The sequence below is a fragment of the Flavobacterium sp. WC2509 genome (assembly GCF_052683105.1).
In genome coordinates this window covers 1,260,396-1,276,093 of the sequence record NZ_JBQZFG010000001.1, presented here as the reverse complement: position 1 = coordinate 1,276,093, position 15,698 = coordinate 1,260,396, and the positions used below count along the sequence as shown (strand labels likewise).

Sequence of the window (15,698 nt, the reverse complement as noted above, 5' to 3'; positions counted from 1 at the left end):
AAATCTATTCATATCTAAGCGCTTCAATCGGGTCTAAATTTGCCGATTTTACTGAAGGATACAATCCAGACACAACGGCAACGATAAAACTGGTAATAAAAGCGGCCATAATAGCCCCCCATGGAATTACAAATACAAAGTTCATTGCAGACGAAATTCCATATCCAATTAAAATTCCAAAAACTATTCCAATCAAGCCGCCTATTTGTCCAATCAGTAAAGTCTCAATAAAAAACTGAAATGCGATTGTCGTTTTTTTGGCTCCCAAAGCTTTTCGAACTCCAATTTCTCGGGTGCGCTCCGTTACGGATACAATCATAATATTCATTAATGCTATAGAGGATCCCAAAATGGTAATAATTCCAATAAGCCAAGAGGCAAGTCCTAAATATTTTGTGATACTTAGAATTTTATTAATCAAATCATCGCTTCGTACTACGGCAAAATTATTGTCTTTTACGGGGCTTAATTTTCTAATTCTGCGCATTGCACTAATTGCGTAATCAATGGCAGGGGCTAATAATTCTTTTTTCCCAACCATTACGCTAACCGTATAATTAATTTTGGGAGCTGTAAATAAAGAACGAGCTACTTGTATTGGAATTAAAACCCTTAAATCTTGGCTGTTTCCAAAGGTGGAGCCTTTTTCTTTTAGTACACCTATCACTTTAAACTTGGCACCGCGTATAGAAATTGTCTTGTCAATTGGATTGGTATCTTTCAAAATTCCTTTTTCAAAATCCGAGCCAATTACGCAAACATAAGCATTGTCTGAAATGTCAAAACTTGTAAAATTTCTACCCAGATGGGTTTCTAATCCCGAATTACCCAAAAAATGTTCATCAACACCAAGTACACTTATTTCGGGATCGGTTTTTAAGGCTTCATATTTTACTTCAGCGGTTGATGTGGCTGTAAATGATAATGACGTTTCGGTCATTGGGTAGTTGTATTTGTTTTTGAAAGCAACTGCTTCGGGATACGAAATAACAGGATTTATGATTTCGCGTTCTTTGCCACCACGACGTCGAGATGTATTTTCGTATTGGTTAATATTAAAAGTATTCGCTCCCATCGAGGCAAAATCAGATGACAGGTTATTCTCCAGTGCAGATACAACAGTTAGGGTCCCAACCAGCGCCGTTATTCCAATGGCAATAATCATCACCGTCAAAATGGTTCGTAACAATTGGGTCCGAATAGAACTGTATGCGATTCGGATATTTTCTTTAAATAGTTTTAGCATCATGGTAGTTTGACACGAAAATACAATTTTTGTTACAACTACCTTTTGAGAAATCCGGCTAATTTTTTAAGGAGCTAAGTCCTGCTATACGTTTCAATCTTATGAGCCGAACCCCGGCTCATAAGGATTTCCACTTCTATCAGGGCTAGGGCTTACCGTCATTAAAGACACATTAAATTAAATCACAAATTTTCAAACAGAATTATTTTAAAAGTAAGATATTTGCAGAGTGATATAGAAAATTACGTTTTCGATTAAGAAAGTTTTACTTGAATCTAATAATCTAAAAATCCAAAAATCTAATTAATCTAAATAAATGGCTTCAAAACCGAGCATTCCAAAAGGAACTAGAGATTTTTCACCTGCTGAGGTGGCAAAAAGACAATACATTATTCAAATCATCAAAAGCAATTTCGAGAAATTTGGATTCCAACCAATAGAAACTCCTTCATTCGAAAACTCCGATACTTTAATGGGGAAATACGGAGAAGAAGGCGACCGATTGATTTTTAAAATATTAAACTCGGGTAATTTTTTCTATAATAAAAGTAAAATAGAGTTGCCAGATTCATTGACTGAATTACAAACTAATTCGGCAGAAAATATAGCCATAGAACAAAGAGTAGAGCTAAATAAATTTACCAACAGAATTTCCGAAAAAGCACTTCGATACGATTTGACAGTTCCCTTTGCGCGTTATGTAGTGCAACACCAAAACGAAATCGAATTTCCATTCAAAAGATATCAAATTCAACCCGTTTGGCGTGCTGATAATCCTCAAAAGGGACGTTTTAGAGAATTTTTTCAATGTGATGCCGATGTGGTAGGTTCTAAATCGTTATGGCAAGAAGTAGAGTTGGTACAATTGTATGATTCTGTTTTTACGGCTTTGGGATTACAAGGTGCTACAGTGAAAATCAATAACAGAAAAATACTTTCTGGAATTGCCGAAGTCATTGGTGCATCGGATAAATTGATTGATTTTACGGTGGCATTAGACAAGCTCGATAAAATTGGTGAAGACGGTGTGAAGAAAGAAATGATCGAAAAAGGAATTTCTGAGGAAGCGATTGTCAAAGTGCAACCGTTATTTAACTTCACAGGAACAACTTCAGAGAAAATCGAAAAGCTTTCCGTTTTATTGTCTTCCTCAGAAGAAGGAATGAAAGGAGTAGAAGAGCTTCGTTTTATTTGCGATAATGTATTGAATTTAGGATTGTCTACAGCTAATTTAGATTTGGATGTCACATTAGCAAGAGGATTGAATTATTATACAGGTGCTATTTTTGAAGTGGCCGCACCAAAAACTGTTGCGATGGGTTCTATTGGCGGCGGTGGGCGCTATGATGATTTGACAGGTATTTTTGGATTAAAAAATATGAGTGGAGTAGGAATCTCTTTTGGACTTGACCGAATTTATTTGGTTATCGAAGAATTAGGTTTGTTTCCAGAAGCAGTAACTTCTACATCTAAAGCATTGTTTGTTAACTACGGTGAGAAAGAAGCTTTCTATTCAATGAAAGCCATCAAGGAATTACGTGCTGTCGGAATAAAAGTAGAATTGTATCCTGATAACGCCAAAGTAGGCAAACAGTTTCAACATGCTGATAAACGATTCATTCCTTATGCTGTAATTGTGGGGGAAGAAGAAATGAATAACAATCAATATAGTTTGAAAAATTTAGTTTCTGGAGAGCAGAAAAAAGTAAGTTTCGATGAGTTGAAAATAATTTTGAAATAGAAACAAAGCTACCCAAAAGAAAAATGCCTCCAAAAAGTTAGAAAACTATTTGGAGGCATTTTTATAGTATTGTTTTGATTTTTTATTTTGCTGCTAAAATGCGAACAGTTGTTTTTGTTCCGTCACTAATAACTTCAAGTTTTTTACCTATAGTACAACTGATTACACGGCTTTTAACTAATGCCTTTAGCGCCTCTTCTTTATTTCCTTTAACAATAAGTACACCGTTATCGCTTATAAAAACATGTCCATTTATACCAATATTAAGTGCGGTCTCAATAGTTACTGTTCCGCCTTTAATTCTTAAATCAGCTATAGGATCTCCTATTCCTGTTCCTAGTTCCATAGTGCTTAATAGTTCCACAGATGTTCCTGTATTTACAGTTATCAAACCATTTCCTCCAACACCATTCCCTACATAAAAAACATTTTTAACGGATACTTTTCCTCCATTTATGTTTAATATTCCTGACGCTCCTTTACCTAGATAACAAGTATTTCGGATGCCAAACTGAGCATTTACCCCATCAAGTGTAATTGTTCCGTTTAGAGTAGATGCACCATTCGGGAAAAATATACCTGTTATAATAATATTTGCACCAACATTAGTTGTTAATGAACGAGGGCGTTTATTCATAGATTCATTAGAGCCTGTGAATCCTACATTTGTTGGGTTGTTAGGGCTTCCTGCTCCGATTACTATATCTGTAGTAATTAAATTGGCATAATCAATACTGGCATTGTCCCAGTTTTTTACATTGTAGAAATTTTTATCAGCTGCTCCAACCCAGTTAATAATTTGTGCATTTGAAAAATTAATAAATCCAAAAAAAGAAATTGCAAAAAGGTAAAATCTCATTTTCGTAATAGTAAAATTGGTTTTCATAGGTAAATGTTTAATTGAGAATTTTTTAGGTATCGTTTAATGTTTATTAAGTGCTTTGTTTCTTTATGAATTAAGATTATTTTTAAATTTTAGTATAATTCTTAAAAAAAAGTGAGATCAATAATAAAAGTGATTTAATATTATTGATGTGATTTTAAAGTCTTAATAAAATTATAGTAAACTTATAAAATGTTTTGCAATTAATAACAAAAGTTTAAGACCACTATCCTGTTGTGACCTGTTTTTTTATATCTTTTTATAATCAATTTAATAGCCGTATTTTAATACAGAATATGATTTAAATTCTAAATTTATTACAAGAAAATGTCTGATGATTGTTTTATAAGTTTTATTTTATTAAAAACGCAAAAAAAGGAATATGTTTAGGAAGTAGTATTTTTGAATGCTTTATTTTGAAAAGCTATTTCTTGGTAGATTTAAAAAATAAGGGAATAATAATTGTTAAATACTATGATATAATATGTCTTCAAAGAGAATTTGATTACTAGAGTATAGAAAGTTTATTTCCTTTAAATGACTGTCTTTTGTAGTTTCTTCTAATCAATTTTAAAAAATTGATTATTAACAATAATCTCTTTTAACGGAGATAAATCTTTCAGTTGTACTTTTTGTTGAAAAGCGTTAAGATGATTGTTATGATGTACATCTGAACCTACAAAGTCATACATTCCTTTTTTTAGGAGTTGTTCAGCAATCTTAGCAATACTGCTTCCGTAATAGCCTGTTATTGATAATAAATTGAGTTGAAAAAGACATCCAGACTTTTTTAGTTTTTCATATTCATCAAAATTATTATGATAGAATAAATAACGTTCTGGATGAGCTAAAACAGGTATATAACCTGCAACTCTGAGGTCAAAAAGGATATTGTGTAAATGAATAGGAGGGTTAATATAAGACATTTCTACAAGAACATAATTGTCTTTTAATGTTAATAATTCTCCAGATTGAAATAATCGGACAAATTGTTCATCCATAAGGTATTCAGCAGCTGCGCGGAAAGGGATGTTTATATTGTTTTTCTCCAATTCTTTTAATGTGACAGTTTTATTAGCTATAATTTGCTCATGTGTATTGTCCCAAACATGTTGGATAATGTGAGGTGTTGTTATAAATTGAGTTATACCAAAACTCTGGAGTTTTTGCACAAGTCTTAAGGTGTCTTCAAAAGTTTTAGCGCCATCATCAATGCCTGGTAAAAGATGTGAATGGATATCGACATGATTATCAGGAATGAGAGTATTTAGAGTCGGTTTTGATTTGAAAAATGTAAGCATGTTGCAAAGTTAATAAAATAGTTTGTAGTGAATCTTGAGATTTGAGTTGTTAATTAGAAAAAGAGGAATAGTAGTTCTATATCATAGAACAATAAACTTAATAATTGAAGTTTTAGTATACGATAGTCTTGATAGTTGTGTTATGATAAAAGTATTGTTAGCCATGGCTAATGGTTGAGGAAATGAATTAAAATATATGTTTTAATTTTTTACCAGATTTTTCAGTATAATATTTCTCAGTGTTTTTGGATTATTGGTTTTATGGTTATAAAGAATATACTTGCAAAAAAATAAAATAATAGTTTTGTAGTTTGTTTTGTGTTAATTAAATAAATTTAAATTGCTGATATATAATCAGTTGGTTTTTTTGAAATTTTTCACATAAGAGAATGTTAAAAATAACATAATGTCATTATATTTGCATTCGATTAAATAAAATTTTTGGCTCCAATAATGGGAGTCTGAAAGGCGTAGCTGTGGAATTTTATTACTAAAAGTTTTAGAGATTTATTAATCACTTGATTTTTAATTCAAAATTAGATAATTCTCCCAATTTTTAAGATGAATTTGTCAATAATTGAAATTTGAACATCTTATTTGTTAAACATAAATGCCTTAATTAATAGTAAAAAAAGGAAAGTTAAAAAAATGAATAAAAACACCAAAATTTATATTGCTGGCCATAAGGGTATGGTAGGTTCGGCTATTTGGAGAACACTTTTAGCTAAAGGATATACTAATTTAATAGGGTCATCTAGTAGCACATTAGATTTAAGAAATCAAGAATCTGTAAAAGAATATTTATTTCAAGAAAAACCAGAAGTAATTATTGATGCGGCTGCAAAAGTAGGAGGCATATTGGCGAATAATGATTATCCTTATCAGTTTATTATGGAAAATATGCAAATCCAGAACAATCTTATTGATTCTGCTATGCAAATTGGAATAGATAAATTTATTTTTCTGGGAAGTTCTTGTATTTATCCAAAATTAGCAGCTCAACCTTTGAAAGAAGAATGTTTACTTACAGGAGATTTGGAGCCAACTAATGAATGGTATGCTATTGCCAAAATTACAGGTGTAAAAGCATGTCAAGCCATTCGTAAACAATTCGGAAAAGATTATGTGAGCTTAATGCCTACTAATTTATATGGTACCCACGATAATTTTGATTTGAATACTTCTCATGTTTTGCCAGCAATGATACGAAAATTTCATCTAGCAAAAGAAAGTAATCATGCTCCAGTAATACTTTGGGGTAGCGGTACACCAATGCGAGAATTTTTATTTGTTGATGATATGGCTGCGGCAGTGGTTTTTGCATTAGAAAACAAACTTCCAGATTATCTGTATAATGTTGGAACAGGATTGGATTTAACCATAAAAGAGTTGGCAGAAACCATTCAAAAAATTACGGGACATCAAGGTGAAATTATTTGGGATTCGACAAAGCCTGATGGGACACCAAGAAAATTAATGGATGTAACCAAAATGCATGATTTAGGCTGGAAACATCAAGTTAATTTAGAGGAAGGTATTCAGAAAACATATAATTGGTTTTTGGAACATATAAAAGAAATTAAGGAAGTTAAAATGTAGATTTTAGTTTTAACTGTTTAGAAAATGGGTTGATTTTTTAGAATATAATTAACTGAATCACCAAATTAAAAAACGCTGTCAAATAGAAATAGTATGAGTAATACAAAACAAAAAGTAGCCCTTGTAACTGGGATTACAGGTCAAGATGGATCTTATTTAGCCGAATTATTATTAGAAAAAGGATATCAAGTTCATGGAGTAAAAAGAAGAGCATCCTCTTTTAATACCCAACGAATTGATCATATTTATCAAGACCAACACGAGAATCATGTTGATTTTAAATTGCATTATGGTGATTTGACTGATTCTACTAATATCATCAGAATCATTCAGGAAGTGCAACCAGATGAAATATATAATCTTGGAGCAATGTCTCATGTAAAAGTTTCATTTGATTCTCCTGAGTATGTGGCTAATGTAGATGGAATAGGTACTTTAAGAATATTAGAGGCGGTTAGAATTCTTGGTCTTGAAAAGAAAACCAGAATCTATCAAGCGTCAACGTCTGAATTGTATGGAGGGTTGGCTGAAAATAAAAATGCAGCTGGTTTCTATGATGAAAACTCACCATTCTACCCTCGTTCTCCTTATGGTGTAGCAAAAATATATGGTTTTTGGATAACAAAGAACTACCGTGAAGCTTATGATATTTACGCTTGTAATGGTATTTTGTTTAACCATGAGTCACCAAGAAGAGGAGAAACTTTCGTAACTCGTAAAATTACAATGGCTACAGCAGCTATAGCGTTAGGAAAACAAGATTGTTTATATCTAGGGAATTTGAACTCACAAAGAGATTGGGGTCATGCAAAAGATTATGTAGAAGCCATGTGGAGAATCTTGCAACAAGATGTAGCCGAAGATTATGTGATAGCTACGGGAGTAACTACCTATATTCGTGATTTTGTACGTTTGTCTTTTGCTGAAGTAGGTATTGAACTGGCTTTCGAAGGAGAAAATGAAGCTGAAACTGCAAAAATTATAGCTTGCAACAATCCTGAATACCAATTGCCAATAGGTACAGTAGTAGTTAGAGTTGATCCACAATATTACAGACCTACCGAAGTAGATTTGTTAATTGGTGATCCAAGTAAATCTAAAAAATTGGGTTGGAAACCTCAATATGACCTAGCTGGATTGGTAAAAGAAATGGTGGCTAGTGATTTGGAAATCTTAAAAAGAGGCTAACTGGTTAGGGTTAACTGGTTAATTGTTTTAAAAAAAAATTAATCGAGTAAATAATTAAACAAATAACCGATTAAACAGTTAACCAATTAACACTACAATCTCAACTAAAAAATGCAAGCAGCACATCGTGTAGCCAAAAATACTGGAATTCTTTATGCCAAGATGGTGATTACCGTTTTCATATCACTATATTCGACCCGATTGATTTTAGCGGCTTTGGGAGTGACCGATTTTGGTTTGTTTAATGTGGTGGGCGGTATAATATCTATGCTGAGTTTTTTAAATGCCTCTATGGCGGGGGCTACCCAACGGTTTATGTCCTATGCGCAGGGTGAAGGTGATTTGGAGAAAGTAAAACGTATTTTTAATATGAGTACTGTTTTGCATGCGGGAATAGCGGTACTAATGGTAGTGGTATTAGAAATCGCGGGTTACTTTTTCTTAAATGACGTATTGAATATTGCTCCTGACCGACTAGCGGTTGCCAAAATTATCTACCATTTTATGGTGGTCAGTACTTTTTTCACAGTCCTGTCTGTGCCTTATGAGGCTGTGGTTACCTCTCATGAGAATATGCTTTTCTATGCTATTGAAGGAATTATAGAAGCGGTGATAAAATTAGGGATTGCCTTATATATTACCTACAGTGCTCACGACCATTTGGTTGCCTATGGTTTTTTGATGGCGGCTTTGTCCATTTTTTTATTGATTTTACGCCGTGTTTATTGTCACCACTACTATGCGGAATGCGTGTTGGATTTTCGTAAATACTACGAAAAAACCTTATTGAAAGAGATAAGTAGTTTTGCAGGTTGGTCGCTTTTGGGATCGGGGAGTAGTATGTTGGCTAATTATGGGCAAGGTATTGTAATTAATATGTTTTTTGGAACTGTGGTCAACGCAGCACAAGGAATAGCTTTACAAATGGGTGGACAATTAGGTGCTTTTGCAAATACTATGATGAAAGCTTTGAATCCTATAATTGATAAAAGCGAAGGTGCTGGTAATAGATCATTAATGCTAAAAGCTACTATGTCTGGAAGTAAAATTTCATTTTATCTCTTAATGTTTTTTTATATTCCTTCTATAATAGAAATGCCTTATATATTTAAATTATGGCTCAAAAACGTTCCAGAATATGCGATATTATTTTGTAGATTGGGGCTGATTCGTAATTTAATTGACCAATTATTTATAACATTAACTAGTGCGATAGCGGCAGTTGGGAATATAAGAAAATACCAAATTTATAATTCAATATTAACCTTCTTTCCTTTAGTTATATCTTATATTTTGTTTTTATTAGATTTTCCGGTTCATACAATATATGTAGTATTTATAATTTATTCCCTAATGAGTGGAATTCTTACTTTATACTTTGCAAAATCTGATTGTGGTTTATCAATTTTCATTTATTTAAAAAATGTAGTTGTACCTTGTGTAGTTTCATTCGTGTTAATTATGTTTTTGTCCTATATTCCTTTACTTTTTAATTTTAATCAAAATATAAGATTATTATCTGTTATTGCCATAAGTTCAATATCCTTTTTAATTGTGTTGTGGTTTATTGGTTTAAACACGCAAGAACGTGTAATCATTAAGCCATTATTAATTAAATTGAAATTAAAGAATAATAAATAATAACAGTACTTCTTTTTGATGAATATATTTATAGGTTATTATTCGTTTTAGGACTATTAATAATTACTTTTTAATTATTATTTTATAAAGTTGGTTTTACAAACATTGAGATAAATAGTGCTAATATCAAATTACATAGTAGTATAAAAAAATAATTAGAATTTAAATGAAATTTTCAGATATTAAGCAAATCTTAAAAGATGGAATAAATGGATTTAGACTATCTTATTTTTCATCTAATAGGTCTAGATATGGGCATATAGACAAATCAGCAGTTGTATTGCTCCCTGGTTTATGTATAAAAAACAATGTTTTTCTATATAAAAATACAGTCATACATGAATATCATAAACTGATTACACCCAAAGGGAGATTTATCATGAAAGATAATTCAATAGCTGCAGCTGGTTTAACAGTTATAACATTTAATCATGGTTATTATAATGTTGGAGACATTCCTAACGGACAAGGATGGACTGATTACTTTGTTGATGATGTAATTGTAGAAGAACATGTTTGGATTGGTGCAAATGTTACTTTGTGTCCTGGAACCCATTTAAATAGAGGGATTGTTGTGGCTGCAGGGTCTGTTTGTATTAAGAATATAGAATATCCCCCTTATTCAATTATTGGTGGAAATCCAGCAAAATTTATAAAATTCAAATTTACACTTGAACAGCAAATTGAACATGAAAAATTGTGTTTTATTGAAAAAGATAGATTACAAATTTCAATATTACAAAACAACTTTGATCGTTTTAGATAATAGCTGATAAAATATTTTTAAATTTTGTATAAAAACCCAAAAAGATATTGAAATTCTTAAGCAAAAAGTATTTTATTAATCTGATAAAAAATATAAGTTTTTGCTAAAAAAAATATTACAATGAGTCTTATAATAAATAATAAATCATCTTCTCGTTTTTTTGAATTAGATGCACTTAGGGGATTAGCAGCAATGGCAGTAGTACTTTTTCATTATACATATGGAATAGATAATGGTAAGAATACTTTTTCAGCGAATAAGTTTTATTTCAGTTATGGCTATTTGGGTGTAGATTTGTTTTTCTTAATTAGTGGGTTTGTAATATTTATGACATTAGATAGGACTAAAAGACCATTTGATTTTGTTGTTTCTCGTTTTTCAAGACTATATCCAGCTTATTGGGCTGCCATTATTACAACAATAACTTTAACATCATTATTAGGCGCTGGTGATTATTCATTAAAACAAATAGTTGTAAATATAACAATGTTTCAGTATTGGTTAAAGATAAAAGATATTGATGGTGCATATTGGACTTTAGCAGTTGAACTAACTTTTTATTTAATAATGTGGGTTTTATTTGTGTGTAAAAAGCTAAATTATATTTCATTTATTTCTATAGTTTGGTTGTTTATATCTGCTGTTTTTGCATTATTCGATGTCCCTTTCGAAAATTATATAAACGTTGTTTTTATATTAAAATATGCACCACTTTTTATAGGGGGTATAGCATTTTACAATATGAAAACTGATGAAAAAAATATAACAAATCACATTTTAGTAATATTAAGTTATATTTCAATTTGTATTGTATTCTATTCTATCCATTCAGATTTAGTAGTTTATCCAATTGTAGCATTGTTTTACGTTATTTTCTACCTTTTTGTTTATGAAAAGCTATTTTTTCTTAACAATAAGGTTCTGTTGTTTCTAGGTTCAATTTCTTATTCAGTGTATTTAATTCACGAAAATGTTGGGATAGCAATAATAAAGCATCTAGAAAATATTATTGATAATCAATTGTTTTATTTGCCTATTACTCTATCAATAATATTAATAGCCGCTACAATTATTAATAAAGCAATCGAAAAACCAGCATTAAAATGGATTCGTAATCAATATAAAAGTCATGCAAAATAAATATTCTATTTTAATAAACACCTGTGACAATTTTGAAGATTGCTGGATTCCATTTTTTAAATTGTTTACGGTTTATTGGCCTGATTTTGAAGGTACAATCTATTTAAATACCGAATACAAGGATTTCAGTTATCCAGGTCTTGATATTGTGTGTACTAAAGTATGTGAAGTAAATAAAATACCACATAATGTACGTGCCACTTGGAGTCAATGTTTGAGATGGGCATTGGAAGCTATTGATACTGATATTGTATTGTATATGCAAGAGGATTATTTTTTAAATGGGAGTGTTAAAACCGTTTGGGTAAATCATTTTTTTGATTTGATAAATACGAATTCTAATATACCTTGTATTCAATTGACTCAAGCTGGAATACCCGCTTTAGAAAAATCAAAATACGATAAATTATTTACGAGCACTCCAGATTATTTTAGTTATGTGTCTTGCCAAGCTTCGTTTTGGCGCAAAGGGGTAATGACTTCAATCATTCGGGATCACGAAACTGCTTGGAATTTTGAATGGTGGGGTAGCAAACGAGCAAAATATATGGGTTACGAATTTTTAGTACTTGATCCTAACTTTTTCAGTCCCAACGAAAGTATTTTTCCTTATGTACTTACAGGAGTTGTTGGTGGTAGATGGTATAGAGAGGTTGTTGCACTTTTCAAAAAGCATGAAATTAATATTGACTATAGTAAAAGAGGATTTCTAGAGGAAAATACTAAGCCCACTATTAGTAAACGAATAAAAACAAAATTAAGTATTTATAAATTGCAAAGTGTAATTGAGATAATCAAAATAAAATATTTTTTGAAATAATGAAAAAGGAAACCTTCTTACAAAAAGTAAATCGACGAGCTTGGTTTGAATTGCAAAGCCGATTGAAAGGCAAAGTTAATTTGTTGATTTATGGTTCATACTGGAATTATTGGATAAATGGATCTAAGTCAAGAGCTGTAAATACAAGTAGTTATTATGCTGCTCGCCCCAATTTAGGAGCAGGTATAGGGCACCAAATGGCTAACTGGATCGCTGGGTATTGGTACGCTAAACAATTTGGGTTACAATTTGCCCATATGCCATTTTCTAATCAAAAATGGGACGATTTTCTTGGTTTTGGAGAGGGAGAGCCAAAAATAACAGATTTAGTTGCTAAAGGTTATAAAAAAGTAAAACTACCTTTATTTAATGAATTCAATGAAGCGGAAGTTAATTTACAAAAAAAAATTATTGCTTCCTATTCCAATCAAAAAGTAGTCTTTGTAGCAGAGCAAGACCAAGGTTACAAAGATCAGTACGGTGTAATTGACTCTATTAAGGATAAATTCAATAATTCTCCTGCTCGCTTAGGTGAAAAAATAATCTATGAGAGTAGTCGTTTTAATATAGCGGTACATGTCCGAAGAACAGTTATTATTGATAACAAAGTAATTTTAGAAGATGAAGCTGCACGTGCAATGCGTTGGTTGTCTAATGATTATTACGAAAAAGTATTGAAGCAGGTTGTTGAAAATCTAAGCATAGCTAAACCCATCAGTGTTTATATTTTTTCAACAGGCAAACCTGATGAATTTGCTGAGTTTGCAAAATATGGAGATGTACATTTCTGTTCGGATATGGATGAGTATGCTACGTTTTTGCATTTGATACGAGCTGATTTATTAATTACTAGCAAAAGTTCATTTTCCTACAAACCTGCTTTAATAAATAATGCTATCAAAGTGTGTCCACGTAATTTTTGGCATAGTTATCCGAAATCAAAAGATTGGATTTTAGTAGAAAATGACGGGAGTTTTGATGTAAATAAATTGATGTTTTAGAATCTGTTTTTATGAAAGAGCACATTGAATACATTGATTTTCAGAAAGGAATCTGTATTTTGTTAGTTGTTTTTGGACATCTATTACAAGCCAATACAACTGAATCATGTCACCATCCTATTTTTAGTTTTGTATATTCTTTTCATATGCCTTTATTTATGTTTGTTAGTGGTTATATTGGATATAAAACGTACAACGTTAACAATATATGGGAGGCAATTTCCGGTCTAGTCAAAAAAACAAGATCTCTTCTCCTGCCATATTTTATTTGGCCTTTAATTGTCTATAACTTGTTTCTGGTGAATGAGTATGACTTCAATATATGGACACAGTTTATTGATTTGTTAACTAGATGGAGTCCATTATGGTTTCTGTGGGATTTATTTTTGTTTTATGTGCTTTACACTATATTTTTGTTGATCTACATAAATGTTAAATTAAAAAAAACAATTTTTATTGATTTTTTTGCTTTTTTTTTGTTTATATCCATGTTGCTCGCCTTAAGGTATTTTCAATTGCCATTTTTGACTGATTTGGATTCATATATATTATATTGTTTGTTCTTTTTTGGCGGAATGTTTGTTTCTAAATATACCTTGATTTCTAAATTGATATTGAATAAATCTGTGTTTTTTATAAGTTTTACCCTTTTTTTAGTTATGGTTGGAAATTATGATTTTTTTGATTTAGGGATGAAGAACAAGCTGATAAAAATCATTATCTCTATTTCTGCTATAATTTTGATTTATAATTTATCCAGATTATATACGGAAAACTCAATATTGCAGTGTAGGTTAAAACATTATGGTAGACATTCATTGGTTATATATGTAACTCACTTTAGCATGTGGACTCTATTGGCAAATACAGCAATTTTTTCTAATTTGAGTAACTTATACACAATAATTGTTATAGTAGCTATGTCGTTGGTGCTTATTGAAACTTGTATTTTGATAAAGAAGATTGTCACTTTCTCCCCTTATCTTGATTTTATTTTATATGGAGAAAAAATAAAAAAAACAAACAGTAAATTATGAAAGTAGCAGTAATCGGAGGTGGTATTTCGGGTTTGTCGATAGCGCGTATGTTAGAAGACAGATCCGAGGTCACAGTGTTTGAAGCAGCAGACCAACCGGGTGGATTGATAAAATGTGAGCGGGTAAATGGAACACTTTATCATATGGTTGGTGGACATGTGTTTAATTCCCGACGGCAAGATGTGTTGGATTGGTTTTGGGGTTTTTTTGACCGTGAGGAAGAATTTACTAAGGCTACTCGAAATGCCATTGTTTATATGGGAAGACCTATTGGGTATCCTATTGAAAATCACATCTATCAATTTGATGCGGAACTACAAAAGAAAATAATTACTGATTTATTGAAAATAGCCCAAAATAAAAATGTTGAGCCGACTAATTTTGAGGAGTTTTTGAAATTTCGTTTTGGAGAAACATTGTATAATGTCTATTTTAAGCCTTACAACGAAAAAGTTTGGAAGCGAGATTTATCACAAGTACCTCTAACTTGGTTAGCTGGAAAGCTACCTATGCCGTCTGTAGAGGAAATTATTTTTGACAATTTTAATAAGGCAAATGAAACGACTATGGTACATAGCACTTTTTATTATGCAAAGAACAATGGATCACAATTTTTAGCTGACCGATTAGCAGAAGGATTGAACATCATTTATAATGCTAAAATTAAAAAATTAGAAAAGAAGGGTGATAAATGGAGTGTAAATGGAATCGAGTTTGACAAGGTAGTGTTTTGTGGCAATATTAAAGATTTGCCTTCTATGCTAGAAGGAGTAATAGAAATTTCATCCTTTACTAAGCCAATTGAGGCTCTTGAATATCATGGTACAACTTCTGTTTTATGTGAAATTGATAAGAATCCTTTCAGTTGGATTTATATGCCCGATGAGACCCATCATTCACACAGAATTATTTGCACTGGTAATTTTTCAGAAACAAATAATGGTCATGATGGATTAACGGCAACTATTGAATTTACTGATGAAGTTGATAAAAATGCTATTTTAGAAAATCTTAAAAAAATACCTTATTCTCCTAAATATCTTAGCCATCGTTATACTCAGTATACTTATCCTATTCAAAATGCTTCGACTAGGGAGGTAATTAATAACCTAAAAGAATTACTGGAGGCAGAGGGAATTTATTTATTGGGGAGATTTGCAGAATGGGAGTATTATAATATGGATGCAGCTATTGGGGCAGCTATAGATTTAAGTAAAACAATTCAATAAATAAGTGGGATTAACAAAAATCATATTGTAGTTTTTTTTGTAAATTTGATTTCATTACTAAAAAGAAAGATAAGTGAATTATCTCATATTTTAATCCTATATTGGA

At 31.3% G+C, this 15,698-nt stretch carries 13 protein-coding genes; 10 read left to right on the top strand and 3 right to left on the bottom strand.

Going from position 1 to position 15,698, the window contains the following annotated elements; genetic code table 11:
- Window positions 1–4: 4 nt before the first annotated feature.
- A complete protein-coding gene (locus ACUN3A_RS05230) occupies window positions 5–1,249 on the bottom strand; it encodes an ABC transporter permease (protein ID WP_445550286.1) in 1,245 nt (414 codons plus the stop codon).
- 313 nt (window positions 1,250–1,562) lie between these two features.
- Here ACUN3A_RS05230 and hisS point away from each other — a divergent pair, with 313 nt between their 5' ends.
- A complete protein-coding gene (hisS, locus tag ACUN3A_RS05225; RefSeq protein ID WP_445550285.1) occupies window positions 1,563–2,987 on the top strand; it encodes a histidine--tRNA ligase in 1,425 nt (474 codons plus the stop codon).
- An 82-nt stretch (window positions 2,988–3,069) separates the two neighbouring features.
- Here hisS and ACUN3A_RS05220 read toward each other — a convergent pair whose 3' ends face one another.
- The gene (locus ACUN3A_RS05220; RefSeq protein ID WP_445550284.1) at window positions 3,070–3,873 is read right to left on the bottom strand and encodes a hypothetical protein; all 804 of its coding nucleotides are present in this window, start codon (window positions 3,871–3,873) and stop codon (window positions 3,070–3,072) included.
- Between the two features lie 557 nt (window positions 3,874–4,430).
- Window positions 4,431–5,171 carry a tyrosine-protein phosphatase gene (locus ACUN3A_RS05215; RefSeq protein WP_445550283.1) on the bottom strand — a complete coding sequence of 247 codons (741 nt, stop codon included), beginning with the start codon at window positions 5,169–5,171 and terminating at the stop codon, window positions 4,431–4,433.
- 648 nt (window positions 5,172–5,819) lie between these two features.
- Between ACUN3A_RS05215 and ACUN3A_RS05210 the strand changes: the two genes are divergently transcribed.
- From ACUN3A_RS05210 to ACUN3A_RS05170, 9 genes are all read left to right on the top strand, one after another.
- Window positions 5,820–6,770: a GDP-L-fucose synthase family protein gene (locus tag ACUN3A_RS05210; RefSeq protein ID WP_445550282.1), complete on the top strand. Its 951-nt coding sequence runs from the start codon at window positions 5,820–5,822 to the stop codon at window positions 6,768–6,770.
- Between the two features lie 93 nt (window positions 6,771–6,863).
- Window positions 6,864–7,958, top strand: coding sequence for a GDP-mannose 4,6-dehydratase (gmd, locus tag ACUN3A_RS05205; RefSeq protein ID WP_445550281.1), 1,095 nt, complete (start codon window positions 6,864–6,866; stop codon window positions 7,956–7,958).
- A 111-nt stretch (window positions 7,959–8,069) separates the two neighbouring features.
- A complete protein-coding gene (locus ACUN3A_RS05200) occupies window positions 8,070–9,599 on the top strand; it encodes a hypothetical protein (RefSeq protein ID WP_445550280.1) in 1,530 nt (509 codons plus the stop codon).
- A 166-nt stretch (window positions 9,600–9,765) separates the two neighbouring features.
- On the top strand, window positions 9,766–10,365 hold the full coding sequence (locus ACUN3A_RS05195) for an acyltransferase (protein ID WP_445550279.1): 600 nt from the start codon (window positions 9,766–9,768) through the stop codon (window positions 10,363–10,365).
- Between the two features lie 120 nt (window positions 10,366–10,485).
- Entirely contained in the window at window positions 10,486–11,505 is a 1,020-nt protein-coding gene (locus tag ACUN3A_RS05190; RefSeq protein ID WP_445550278.1) for an acyltransferase family protein, read from the top strand.
- Window positions 11,495–12,325 (top strand): hypothetical protein, encoded by an 831-nt coding sequence (locus ACUN3A_RS05185; protein WP_445550277.1) that lies wholly within the window; start codon window positions 11,495–11,497, stop codon window positions 12,323–12,325. The genes ACUN3A_RS05190 and ACUN3A_RS05185 overlap by 11 nt, the downstream gene beginning before the upstream one ends.
- Window positions 12,325–13,326: a hypothetical protein gene (locus ACUN3A_RS05180; RefSeq protein WP_445550276.1), complete on the top strand. Its 1,002-nt coding sequence runs from the start codon at window positions 12,325–12,327 to the stop codon at window positions 13,324–13,326. Before ACUN3A_RS05185 ends, ACUN3A_RS05180 begins: the two co-directional genes overlap by 1 nt.
- A gap of 11 nt (window positions 13,327–13,337) precedes the next feature.
- Window positions 13,338–14,363 (top strand): acyltransferase family protein, encoded by a 1,026-nt coding sequence (locus ACUN3A_RS05175; RefSeq protein ID WP_445550275.1) that lies wholly within the window; start codon window positions 13,338–13,340, stop codon window positions 14,361–14,363.
- Window positions 14,360–15,592, top strand: a complete 1,233-nt coding sequence (locus ACUN3A_RS05170) for a protoporphyrinogen/coproporphyrinogen oxidase (protein ID WP_445550274.1) — start codon at window positions 14,360–14,362, stop codon at window positions 15,590–15,592. Before ACUN3A_RS05175 ends, ACUN3A_RS05170 begins: the two co-directional genes overlap by 4 nt.
- Window positions 15,593–15,698 lie beyond the last annotated feature (106 nt).